Raw genomic sequence first — 12,054 nt, 5'->3', positions numbered from 1 at the left:
GTCGAATGAGAATCCAAATCAATAACCCCTGGGTAAAGTTTTTTTCGGGTACGCCTTCACGCCGGCTCCACACTGACCCAGTAGCGGCTGAAACGCCGAATGCGCACCGGCAAGGTCGAGGTCAGGTTGTCGAGGATGGTGTCGGTATTGCCGAGATGAAAGGCACCGGAAATGCGCAGCGCCGCGATCGCCGGATCACACCCCAGATGGCCGGGACGGTAACGCTGCAACTCGCTGATGAAATCGGCCAGGCGCCAGTCATTGGCCACCAGCATGTCGCGGGTCCAGGCGTCCGCCTGGGGGTTGGCCTGCTGCAAGGGGCCGACCTGGTCCTGACGAAAACTCAACTGCTGACCGGCGTCCACCCGCACGGCAGGGCCAGGCAGGTTGGCGCAACGCACCTCGACCGCATGCTCCTGCACTCCGACCTGGGTCTGATCCGTTTCGCAACGCACGATGAAACGCGTTCCCAAGGCCCGGATGCTGCCGTTTCGTGTATGCACCACGAACGGCCTGGTCAACGGGTCGTGTGCCGTCGCAATAAAAATCTCGCCACTGAGCAAGCGAATTTCCCGCAGGCTTTCGCTGTAGCGAATGTCCACTGCGGTGGCTGTGTTGAGTTGCAGCTGGCTGCCATCGTCCAGACGCACGCGGCGACGTTCGCCGGTGCCGGTACGCTGGTCGGCCATCAAGGTCGGCAGTGGTGTGGTGGTCCAGGCCAGGGTCCCTGCCCCGCCCGCCGCCAGCAGGATCGACAAGACCTTGAGCACGTCGCGACGCTTGGCCCGGGCGCTGCTCAATGTCGGTCGCGCGATGCCGGGAGCAATCTGTTCGAATGTGTCCTGCAGGCGAGCCAGTCGCTCCCAGGCCTGCAGATGCCGGGGATCACGCTCCAGCCAGCGCCGGTGCGCCTCGCGCATGGCCTCGTCCGGCACCTCGCCACGCAATTCGACATACCAGCGGGCAGCGGCCTCGAGGGTCGCGTGATCCAGGGATTGGGCACGGGCCACCGCTCAGTCCTCGGCCAACAGCAAGCAGTGCGTCAGGGCTCGCACCGCGTGCTTCTTTACCGTAGTCACGGAAACGCCCAGCCGCCGACCAATCTCCACGTAACTCAGGCCATCGAGCTGCGCCATCAGGAAAATCTCCCGGGTGCGACCGCCCAGGCCATCGAGTAGCCTGTCGATTTCCATCAGGGTTTCGATGATCAGGGTGCGGGCTTCAGGCGAGAACGCCACCGGCTCGGGGATCAGCGCGAGGGTTTCCAGATAGGCCTGCTCCACGGCCCGACGGCGGAACAGGTCGATCATCAGGCTGCGCGCCACCGTACTCAGGTAGGCGCGCGGTTCGCGCAACTCGGGCGCCCGGCGTTGAGTCAGCACCCGGATGAAGGTGTCATGGGCCAGGTCCGCCGCATGGTCAACACAGCCGAGTCGCTTGCGCAGCCAGCCGCAGAGCCAGTTGTGATGGTCCTCGTAAAGCGTATGCACGGCGTGTTGCAGCGAGAGGTCGACGGAGGACATGGAAGACGGCCCAATGGAGTTATTTGATAATGACTCTCATTTTCTTCCAGGTCAGTGCATTTTGGCAAGACCGGGCCAGTGTCGTGATAGGGAAGCCCTTGCCGCGATACAGGCGGCAAGGGTTGAGCCGGACGATCGGAGTTCACTCGGGAATCTGGTCAATCTCGATCCTGAAATGCCCCTTGAATCCCGTCCCCGTCACGTCGAATTCCCATCCCTTGGCCACTTTTGTCATCAGCGTCTTGGGATCGTCGACATAACCGGGCGCCGCAAACTGTTCGCCGTCATGGATAAACATGGTGTAAGGCGGCAACAGCAATCCGCGAACGTAATACTGCTTTCGGAAAATCACATTATCGGAAAAACCCACCCCAAACAGATCGCGCTCGCCGACATAAAAGTCCAGGCGCATGACCATGTCTTTTTTGCTGATGCTGGCATCTTCCAGAATGGGCGTGGTGTTGAGATACCCTTCCCAAATCAGCCGGTCGGGGCCGGCCCAACCGAACTCCACAGTCGGGTCGGTCAGGCTGGTCTTGGTGAAAGGGCCATAGCAGTTTTCCGAATCGGCACCCTGATGGAACAGTTCGAAATCGACCCCGCGCGGTTTGATCGAGACACCGAAAAAGAACTCGCTCTTACCGAACATATCCATGCCGCGCAGCACTTCACCTTCCACCAGCCGCAACCGCACTTTGACGTTGCCAAAAAAGAATCGCGTGGCGATTTCGAACGACTCCCGGGCCGTCACCAACGAGTCGAAACCGCCGTGGCACTTATGCACGAACGTTCGTGGCGCCCCTGGAATCTGTGCGTAGCTCTGTTTGACCAGACCATCGCTGCGGTTGTAATTCATGCCGAATTCGTCGGCCACCGAAAACAGCCGATTGCCCAGGGAGGCAGAACCGACATCGTAGCTTTTGTAGTTGGTACCCACCACCGTCAGCAGGCGATCCAGTGGGAAGCAATCGCCAAATTTAGTAAATGAGGTTTTGTTTTTAGGACTTTTTTGAGTCTCGGGATTGAAATGCTCGATTTCTTTTTGCGCCTCGGTCCCGACCCATTTTTTCAACACTTGAAAGGCGATGCCTTGATGGGGTGTACCAAGGGTCACTACTTTGTTGATCAGATCGTCGGCGGTTCGCTTGGCGTTCGGAATCGTCTGTTGAATCGTCTGCCGGACCAACAGGCCGCCCATGGAGTGAGCGATGATATTGACCATGGGCTCGGGTTGCGCAGGGTTCTTGAGCTTGGCCAGGGCCCGGACAAAGTCGATCAGGCGCAGCAGTGCAGCGCCGTAGGCGACCATGTTGCGATCGTTGAGATCGTAGTAGCGAAATACCCACAATGTCCGATTCGGGTCATTCGTCGTGCGTATCAGGTGCAACGCCATGGCCGGATCGATGATCACCTTGCCTTGGCTGAAAAAGCCCGAATCCAGTGCCTTCAGTTCAGCAGGAATGGGCGGCGCGGTCGTACCGACATTTTCGCCGTAATAGCCGACGACATTGGTTGCATCCTGGTATTGCCAGGAAGATTTCAGGAACCTGAGGATGAACCCTTCATAGATATAGTTTTCGCCGCGCTTCTGGGGGTAGACCGTGCCGTCGTTGAAACCTTGATAGGTGGTCTTTTTCTCGTCTTCGACGTTGAGCCCGCCGAACCCGCGGATCAATATCAGGGGTTGCGGCTTGCGAGTGGGTTTAGCCATCGCGACCTTCCTTTCCGACAGCCTGCCGGGCATAGAAAGTGAATGTGCCGTCTATCAATGTGATGCACTTGCAAACGGCTCCCATGACAACTTAGATGAGCCGTTTGCTATCAGCAACAAACATCAATGACAAACGCTGATCTCAATGCAAACTGATAAGCCGGCGTTACAGATGTGTAATAAATTTGATACAACTTATATCAATCCAGACAAGTTGATCAATCACTCCACAGCATCTACCGTTTAACTAATCACCCATAAAAAAACCGATTGCGGAACTGTAAACCCGGATTAACAACCCCTGTAACATTCAATTAACATCAAGCGTGCAGGAACAGAGCAATGGATATCCAACAGCTGATCTGTGCCGTTCAAGCCGCTGTCGGCGTAGACGTCGACGGTAAACCCGGGCCACAAACCTGGATCGCCATTGCCCAACGCCTGGTTCCCGATCAAGCCGTAACGCTGGCAGATGACTCCACCTCTGACCTGGACCCCAAAAGTAAAAAAAACATCGACAGCTTGCTGCCGCCAGTGCGCCCCTATGCCATTGCACTCATACAGAAAGCCAAACTTAACGGCATCAATATCAAGATCATCAGTGGCCTGAGAACTTACGAGGAGCAAGACGCGCTTTACGCCAAAGGTCGCCCTGACAATGGTCCGCCGGTCACCAATGCCAAAGGTGGCCAGTCCAACCATAACTTCGGCATCGCGTTCGATATCGGTATCTTTGAAAGTGGCAAGTACCTTGGCAACTCGCCCAAGTACAAAGCCGTCGGGGTATTGGCGATGGACCTGGGTCTGGAGTGGGGCGGAAACTGGAAAAGCTTCAAGGACGAGCCCCACTATCAACTGCGCCCTTCCTGGGCCAACGGGATGACCGAAAGGGATATGCTGGCCGCACTCAGAAAACGCAAATCAGACCATCAGGAAGTCTTTGTCTAGGGCGATCGAAATCCACAACGCCAAGCCATGGGCGCCATGGACGCGCTGACGTTACTGCTGTGGCGCAACCATGCGAAACCTGATGTTGATATCGTTGGACACCACGCCATCGGCCCATTCGCCTTCGCCGATGTTGAAGTCGCTGCGCTTGACCGTCAGCTGGCCATCGAAGATGCCGATGGCGTTGTCGGCCTTGAGTTGCACCGGCACCTCCACCACGCGCGTCATCCCCCTGAGCGTGAGATTGCCGGTGATCAGGTAGCGATCGTTGCCCAGCGCTTTCACGCCACTCGACTCAAATGTCGCCACTGGGTAACTCGCCGTGTCGAACCATGCGGGTTTCTGCAGTTCTTCGTTGGCATCGCTGCTGCCGGCGTCGATGCTGTCGAGGTCGATGCGCAGTACAGCACGCGCGGCGGTGGGATTGCCGGTGTCGAAATCAAGGGTGGCTTCGAACTTGCCAAAGGTGCCGTAGGCCCGTGAGGTGAACTGTTTATAGGTGAAGGAAATGGTGCTGGCAGTCGTATTGACCTGGGTGTATTCGGCCGCCTCGACGCAGGGCAAGGCGGCGAATGCGAGTGCGGCAACCCAGGCGGCGGAAGGTGAAAATCGAGGGCTCATGGGATTCTTCCGTCAGGGCTTCCTGCTGCGTCGGGGTGCTGGGCGCACCGGCCAGCCACAGGTGGACTAAAGCAAAGAAACGCGGTTTATTCCACTTGGCGCGCGGACTTCCGACCACCTGTCGGTCCACGCATGGGTGCACCCGACGTTCCCGTTGAGCGGGTGTTTAATGAATGCTGCACTCACCGCAACGGACAACCGACCATGAAAATCGTCGTCATCGGCGGCACCGGCCTGATCGGCAGCCAACTGTGCAAAAACCTGCAGGCACTGGGGCACGAACCCCTGGCGGCGTCACCCAGTACCGGCGTCAACGTCATCAGTGGTGCAGGACTGCTCGATGCGCTGAACAATGCCGACGTGGTGGTCGACGTGGCCAATTCGCCCTCCTTCGAAGACCACGCGGCCTTGCACTTTTTCGAAACGGCCGGGAACAATCTGTTGGCGGCGGAGAAAGTCAACGGTGTCAAACACCATGTTGCGCTGGGCGTTGTCGGCACCGAACGGATGCTCGACAGCGGCTACTTCCGGGCAAAGATGGCCCAGGAAAAACTGATCAAGGCCTCGGGCATTCCCTACACCATCCTGCGGGCCACGCAGTTCTTCGAGTTCATCAGCGCCATTGCCTTCTCGGGTCGCGAGGACGGCGACACCATCCACCTGACCTGTGCCGCGCTGCAACCGGTTGCCTCGATCGACGTGGCGGCCGCACTGACCGATATCGCCTTGAAAATGCCGAGCAACCAGACCGTGGAAGTGGCCGGTCCGGAGCGCCGACCGCTGGTGGAATTCGTCAGTGAGTACCTGCAACACATCAAGGATCCGCGCCAGGCGGTTTCGGACGATACCGTTCCGTATTTCGGTGCGCCGGTCAACGACCAGTCACTGATACCGGGAGCTGATCCGGTCCTCGGGGCGACGCGGTTTGAAAGCTGGCTCAAGAACACCGCACATGCCTGATTGGGTGCATATCCCTGTGGCGAGGGAGCAAGCTCCCTTGCCACAGTTTCCGCTCGCCTCCTCCCTCCTGCGTGCCGCTCATTATTCACAATTCGTGCTCAACGCCTTCACTTAACCGCTCTTGATGCAGATTCCGCGATGAATATGCTGTCGTCAAGTCGCATCCCGTGATCCGCACCACACGAATAATGAGCCCATCCAATGAACAGCCCCAGAACGCTCTATCAGAAGCACATCGATAGCCACACCGTTTGTTCCCTCGACGACCAGGGCCATGTGCTGCTGTACATCGATCGCCAGGTCGCCAACGAATACACCAGCCCGCAAGCGTTCAGCGGCCTGCGCGAAGCCGGACGCAAGGTCTGGCGCCCCGCTGCCACGCTCGCGGTGGTCGACCATGTGAACCCGACCTCCCCGACGCGCATCGCCACGATGCCAGACGCCGGGGGTGCGCGGCAGGTCTCGTACTTCGAAGAGAACTGCCGTGACTTTGGCATCGAGCTGTTCGATGTGCTCGACAAACGCCAGGGCATCGAACACGTCGTGGCCCCGGAGCAAGGCTTTATCCTGCCGGGCATGGTGGTTGCCGCGGGCGACAGTCACACCACGACTTACGGGGCGTTGGGCGCGTTCGGTTTCGGTATCGGCACCTCTGAAATCGAACACTTGCTGGCGTCGCAAACCCTGGTCTACAAGCGCCTGAAAACCCTGCGCGTCACGGTGAACGGCGTGCTCGGCAACGGCGTGACCTCCAAGGACATCATCATGGCGCTGATCGAAAAGATCGGCGCGTCGGGCGCCACGGGTTATGCGATTGAATTCGCCGGGCCGACGATCGATGCCCTCAGCGTCGAGGCCAGGATGACCATCTGCAACATGGCCGTGGAGGCCGGCGCCCGGGGCGCGTTCATGGCGCCGGACGAGAAGGTATTTGCCTACCTGCAATCGAAACCCCGCGCTCCCCAAGGTGAAATGTGGGAACAGGCTGTCGGCAAATGGCGCGGGTTGCACAGTGACGCAGGCGCCCTTTTCGATCGCGAAGTCTCCCTCGATATCGCGGCCCTGGAACCGATGGTGACCTGGGGCACCAGCCCCGATCAGGCGGCGCCGGTGGGCGGGCATGTGCCGGATCCGGCCAACGAACCCGACCTCATTCTGCGCCAGGGCATGCAGCGCGCCCTGCACTACATGGGCCTGGAGCCCGGCATGCCGCTCAGCGACGTGGTGATCAGCCATGCATTCATCGGCTCTTGCACCAATGCCCGGATCGAAGACCTGCGTGACGTGGCGCGGGTGGTTCGCGGCAAGCGCGTGGCGGCCCATGTGCGGGCGATGATCGTGCCCGGCTCGACCCTGGTGCGTGACCAGGCCGAAGACGAGGGGCTGGCGCAGATTTTCCTCGATGCCGGTTTCGAGTGGCGGCAATCGGGCTGCTCGATGTGCCTGGCCATGAATGACGACGTGCTCGCCCCGGGCGATCGCTGTGCGTCGAGTACCAATCGCAACTTTGAAGGCCGTCAGGGCGCCGGTGCGCGCACCCACCTGATGAGCCCGGCAATGGTCGCCGCGGCGGCGATTACCGGTCACCTGACTGACGTTCGATCTTTCGCCCTGGAGGCTTGAAGCATGCAACCTTTCACCACGGTCACCGGCAGTGCAGCGCCGCTTCTGGCGTCCAACATCGACACCGACGTCATCATGCCTAAACAATTTCTCAAGGGGATCGACCGCCAGGGGCTGGACCGGGGTCTGTTCTTTGCTGTGCGGTTCCTTGAATCCGGCGCGCCCAACCCTGAGTTCATCCTCAATCAAGCGGCCTGGAGCGACGCCGCGTTCCTGGTGGTCGGGCCCAACTTTGGCTGCGGTTCGAGTCGCGAGCATGCGGTCTGGGGCTTGAAGCAAGTGGGGATCAGGGCGCTGATCGGTACCCGCTTTGCCGGGATCTTCTATGACAATTGCCAGCGTAACGGGGTGTTGGCGATTCAGCTGTCCGACGATCAACTGCACCAAATCGCAAGCGTTATCAGTGATACTCAGTCAGCAACGATCAGCGTGAATCTGCCCGAGCAAAACATCCGCTTGGCCGACGGCTCGGTGATCCCGTTCGAGATCGATGAACTGCGCAAGCAATCGCTGCTGCTCGGCCTGGACGCCATCGGCACCACGCTGCAGCGTGCCGGGCAGATCCGCGAGTTCGAATCCCGGCACCTGACTGAAAATCCCTGGTTGCGCTGACTTGCAGGAGCAAGCTTGCTCGCGATGGTCGTCAACGATAGCGCTGGAAACCTGACACTCCGCGGCGCTCTCCGGTTCATCGCAGGCAAGCCGGCGCCTACAGGTCATCGGTGCGTACACCAATCCCGGGGCAAGTTCTGCATCGCCAGGGCCTCACTCAACCGACAGCTCCCGAAAGTACTCCTCCAGGAACTCAACACACACCCGCAATTTGGCAGACTGACTGAGCCGGGTCGGGTACACCGCCCAGACGTTGGCGCTCTGGGTGTATTCGTGCAGCACTTGCACCAGGCGCCCCTGCTCCAGCATCGGTTTGACGTCCCACATCGAGCGCAATAACACCCCGCCGCCGCTCAACGCCCACTCCAGCACGATTTCGCCATTGTTGGAGGACAAGGGCCCGCTGACTCGCACCGATTCCTGCTGCCCGTCTTTCGTCAGCTCCCAGACCCCGAAGGCGTTATTGCGCTCCTTGAGCACCAGGCAATCATGGTCTTTCAAATCATCCAGCGACTGCGGCACGCCGCGCCGTTCCAGGTAGTCGGGCGTGGCACAGAGCACTCGCCGATTACTCACCAGCTTGCGGCCCAGGTGCTGGCCCGGCAGATCATCGCCGACGCGGATTTCCAGGTCGAATCCTTCGCTGACGATATCGACCACGCGATCAAACACGTCCAGACGCATTTCCAGTTTCGGGTAGGTCTGCGACAGCTTGCAGATGGCCGGCGCGACATGGTTACGGCCGAAACCGAAGCTGCTGCAGATGTGCAGCGAGCCGCTCGGCTGGTGCCGCGCCTCGGCGATTTCGCCAAGGAAATCGTCAAGATCGCCCAGCAATTTCTCGGCCCACACCCGTACCCGTTCACCATCGTCGGTCAACGCGATGCGCCGGGTGGTGCGGTGCAGCAAGCGCGTCGAGAGTGTGGTTTCCAGCACCGAGATGCGTTTACTGATGTAGGCCGGCGAATAACCCAGCTCTTCCGCAGCGCTGGCGAAGCCGTTTTTCCGGACCACCGTCAGGAACACCTTCAGGTCTTCGGGTAAGGGAAATTGATCACGATTCGTGTTCATACGCCTCATACTTCTGCGGTTTATCTCATGATTTGCGAAGGATAGCATCTGTTCTACCGACGGGTGATCCGTGACGCGTCAGCCGTACGTTTCCTTGAATCCTCGATAAAAACAACCATGAGGAATGAGCCCCATGAACAAGTCTTATGAGCAGCCCCTGAACCTCGATGAAGCCCGTGATGGCGGGTTTCGTCAGCGCTTGCGCAGCCTGTGCGCCTACGAAATCGGCGTGATCCCCTTGCCGGTTTTTCTCGGCATCGCCCTGATTGTTTTCCTCTCGGCCCACCTCGGTTTCCTGCCGAAAAACATGATCGGCGGCCTCGCCGTGATCATGACCATGGGTGTGTTTTTCGGCCAGATGGGTCAACGTCTGCCCATCCTCAAGGAAATCGGCGGTGGCGCCATCCTGTGCCTGATGCTGCCTTCGGTGCTGGTGTTCCTTGGCTTCTTCGGCCCCGCCACGATCGACGCGACCAAGATGCTGATGAAGGAGGCGAACTTTTTATACTTTGTGATTGCGAGCCTGGTGGTGGGCAGCATTCTCGGGATGAGCCGCTTCATTCTGGTCCAGGGCATGATCCGGATGTTCATCCCCTTGCTCGTCGGCACCCTGGCCGCCGTGGGCAGCGGGCTGATCGTGGGAAAACTGGTGGGCTACAGCTTCTACCACACCTTCTTTTTCATCATTGTGCCGATCATTGGCGGCGGCATTGGCGAAGGGATCCTGCCGCTGTCGCTGGCCTACTCGGCCATTCTCGGCGGGACGCCGGATATCTATGTCGCGCAATTGGCGCCGGCTGCCGTGGTCGGCAACATCGCCGCGATCATCTGCGCCGGTTACCTGGCCCGCCTGGCGCTCAAGCGCCCGCACCTCAATGGCGAAGGTTCGCTGATCCGGGTCAAGGCCGAGAACGATAAATTCCAGGTCAAGGAAGACACCGGCTCGGTGGTCGACTTCCGGATCATGGGCGCCGGGGTGCTGGTCATCTGCGCCTTCTTCATCCTCGGCGGTCTGCTGGAGAAAGTGGTGGGCATTCCAGGCCCGGTGATGATGATTCTGGCCGCCGTGCTGTTCAAGTACATGCGCGTCCTGCCGGAAAAACTGGAGAAAGGCGCCAACACCTTCTACAAGCTGGTTTCCGCGGCCTTTATCTGGCCGGTCATGATCGGCCTGGGCATGCTCTATGTACCGCTCGATAGCGTGGTGAAAGTGTTTTCGCTCGGCTATGTGCTGGTCTGCGTGTCCGTCGTGGTATCGCTGACGATTGCCGGCTTCTTCATCGGCAACCTGATGAAAATGTACCCCATCGAATCGGCCATCGTGACCTGCTGCCACAGCGGCCTGGGCGGCACCGGGGACGTGGCGATCCTGTCGGCGTCCAACCGCATGTCGCTGATGCCGTTCGCGCAGATCTCCACGCGCATCGGTGGTGCTTCGACGGTAATTCTGGCGACGATATTGCTGGGGATCTTTGCCTGAACCGTTTTTTGCGTCGCCTCACCTGCCCGGCATATACATTAACTGCCTGATTCCGACACCCTCTGCCGGCAACCGACAGACGCCCTGATTGCATGTTCTTACTCTCCACTGGCCCCGACGTTCAGCGCTTCACGTCGGGCCAGACAGTCCTACCACTGCACACCTCGCCATGAGCGCCAGCCGGTCCATGGAGGGGTGTAGGGAGAATAAGAACAATGAATACAGGTCTTACTTCATCACTCAACCACTTGTTCGATACCGTCACCGGCGGACCGCTGCGCGTGCCTGGCGTGGTCGCCGCCATCACCGGGCGTGACGGCCTGGTCTATGAAGGCGCTTCGGGCCAACGCACACTCGGTCAAGCCGGGGAAATGACCACCGACAGCGTCTTCGCCCTGTTTTCCGCGACGAAAGCGATCACCGCCACGGCGGTGCTGCAGTTGGTCGAGGAAGGTCGACTGGATCTCGATGCACCCGCCAGGGACTACCTGCCGATGATCGGCGAACAGCAGGTACTCGAGGGCTTCGACAGCGACGGCAGCCCGCGCCTGCGCCCGCCGAAAAACCCCATCACCACCCGCATGCTGCTGCTTCATACCGCAGGCTTTGGTTATGAGTTCTTCAACGAACACTACAACCGACTTGCCCGGGAACAGGGACTGCCCGGCATCATCAGCGGGTCTTTGGCGGCGCTGCAAACACCCTTGCTGTTCGAGCCCGGAGAACAGTGGGAATACGGCTCCAACCTGGATTGGGCCGGCCTGGTGGTGGAGGCCATTACCGGACAGCGCCTGGGCGAAGTCATGCAGCAGCGTATCTTCGAGCCGCTGGGCATGACCGATACCGCCTTTACCATGACCCCGTCGATGCTCCAGCGGCGAGCTTGCCTGCACCAGCGTGAAGTGGATGGATCGCTGAGCGTACTCGAGGATTTCATCCTGCCGCAGGATCCCGAAGTGCATATGGGAGGCCATGGCCTGTATTCAACCGTGCAGGATTATTGTCGGTTTATCCGTGCCTGGCTGAACGATGGACAAGGCGATCATGGGCGGATCCTGCGGCCGGAGACGATTCGCCTGGCGGAAAAAAACGGCCTCGACAACCTGAAGATCAAAGCCCTGCCCGGCGTTATCCCGAGCCTCACCAACACCGCGGAATTCTTCCCGGGCATGCCCAAGTCCTGGGGGCTGAGTTTCATGATCAATGACGAGGATGCGCACACCGGTCGCCCGGCGGGCTCTCTGGCCTGGGCTGGCCTGGCCAATCTGTTCTATTGGATCGATCGCAAGAACGGCATCGGTGGTTTTTGGGCCACCCAGATACTGCCGTTCGCCGACCCCATCTCGGTCTCTGGCTATCTGGGTTTCGAAACGGCGGCCTACCGCTATCTGACCCGCTGAGCCATTCGCTGACGCCGTTCAGTTCCCATGTGAACCCTGGGGCTCCAGGCGATGGCGCACGAACACTCTCCCTCCGCAAAAACAACAAAAACAAAACAGGTGACT

Annotated in this window: 11 protein-coding genes; 6 read left to right on the top strand and 5 right to left on the bottom strand. The window is 59.6% G+C overall.

From position 1 onward, the window contains the following. Window positions 1-56: 56 nt before the first annotated feature. From F8N96_RS01080 to F8N96_RS01070, 3 genes are all read right to left on the bottom strand, one after another. Complete coding sequence (locus F8N96_RS01080) at window positions 57-1,010, bottom strand: FecR domain-containing protein (RefSeq protein ID WP_150796196.1); 954 nt, start codon at window positions 1,008-1,010, stop codon at window positions 57-59. A 3-nt stretch (window positions 1,011-1,013) separates the two neighbouring features. Next, on the bottom strand, window positions 1,014-1,523 hold the full coding sequence (locus F8N96_RS01075; protein WP_150796195.1) for a sigma-70 family RNA polymerase sigma factor: 510 nt from the start codon (window positions 1,521-1,523) through the stop codon (window positions 1,014-1,016). A 142-nt stretch (window positions 1,524-1,665) separates the two neighbouring features. After that, window positions 1,666-3,267: an esterase/lipase family protein gene (locus tag F8N96_RS01070; protein ID WP_224794066.1), complete on the bottom strand. Its 1,602-nt coding sequence runs from the start codon at window positions 3,265-3,267 to the stop codon at window positions 1,666-1,668. Between the two features lie 309 nt (window positions 3,268-3,576). Here F8N96_RS01070 and F8N96_RS01065 point away from each other — a divergent pair, with 309 nt between their 5' ends. Continuing rightward, entirely contained in the window at window positions 3,577-4,182 is a 606-nt protein-coding gene (locus F8N96_RS01065; protein WP_150796193.1) for a M15 family metallopeptidase, read from the top strand. A gap of 51 nt (window positions 4,183-4,233) precedes the next feature. Here the strand turns inward: F8N96_RS01065 and F8N96_RS01060 are convergent, their stop codons facing one another. Continuing rightward, window positions 4,234-4,803 carry a YceI family protein gene (locus tag F8N96_RS01060; protein ID WP_150796192.1) on the bottom strand — a complete coding sequence of 190 codons (570 nt, stop codon included), beginning with the start codon at window positions 4,801-4,803 and terminating at the stop codon, window positions 4,234-4,236. Between the two features lie 204 nt (window positions 4,804-5,007). On the opposite strand from F8N96_RS01060, the gene F8N96_RS01055 reads away from it, so the two are divergent. The 3 genes from F8N96_RS01055 to leuD all read left to right on the top strand — a co-directional run bounded on the left by F8N96_RS01055 (window position 5,008) and on the right by leuD (window position 7,998). Beyond that, entirely contained in the window at window positions 5,008-5,763 is a 756-nt protein-coding gene (locus F8N96_RS01055) for an SDR family oxidoreductase (protein WP_150796191.1), read from the top strand. 201 nt (window positions 5,764-5,964) lie between these two features. Beyond that, the gene (gene leuC, locus F8N96_RS01050; protein WP_150796190.1) at window positions 5,965-7,386 is read left to right on the top strand and encodes a 3-isopropylmalate dehydratase large subunit; all 1,422 of its coding nucleotides are present in this window, start codon (window positions 5,965-5,967) and stop codon (window positions 7,384-7,386) included. A 3-nt stretch (window positions 7,387-7,389) separates the two neighbouring features. Then, window positions 7,390-7,998, top strand: a complete 609-nt coding sequence (leuD, locus tag F8N96_RS01045) for a 3-isopropylmalate dehydratase small subunit (RefSeq protein WP_150796189.1) — start codon at window positions 7,390-7,392, stop codon at window positions 7,996-7,998. 153 nt (window positions 7,999-8,151) lie between these two features. Here the strand turns inward: leuD and F8N96_RS01035 are convergent, their stop codons facing one another. After that, on the bottom strand, window positions 8,152-9,069 hold the full coding sequence (locus F8N96_RS01035) for a LysR substrate-binding domain-containing protein (RefSeq protein WP_150796188.1): 918 nt from the start codon (window positions 9,067-9,069) through the stop codon (window positions 8,152-8,154). Between the two features lie 133 nt (window positions 9,070-9,202). Between F8N96_RS01035 and F8N96_RS01030 the strand changes: the two genes are divergently transcribed. Together F8N96_RS01030 and F8N96_RS01025 are read left to right on the top strand one after the other, a co-directional pair. After that, window positions 9,203-10,549, top strand: a complete 1,347-nt coding sequence (locus F8N96_RS01030) for a 2-hydroxycarboxylate transporter family protein (RefSeq protein WP_150796187.1) — start codon at window positions 9,203-9,205, stop codon at window positions 10,547-10,549. A gap of 215 nt (window positions 10,550-10,764) precedes the next feature. Next, window positions 10,765-11,949 carry a serine hydrolase domain-containing protein gene (locus F8N96_RS01025; RefSeq protein ID WP_150796186.1) on the top strand — a complete coding sequence of 395 codons (1,185 nt, stop codon included), beginning with the start codon at window positions 10,765-10,767 and terminating at the stop codon, window positions 11,947-11,949. The last annotated feature ends 105 nt before the right edge of the window (window positions 11,950-12,054 follow it).

Source organism: Pseudomonas fluorescens (genome assembly GCF_902497855.1).
Lineage (GTDB): Bacteria > Pseudomonadota > Gammaproteobacteria > Pseudomonadales > Pseudomonadaceae > Aquipseudomonas > Aquipseudomonas fluorescens_BI.
The sequence above is the reverse complement of the archived record's forward strand: the minus strand, read 5'-3'. Positions and strand labels throughout refer to the sequence as shown.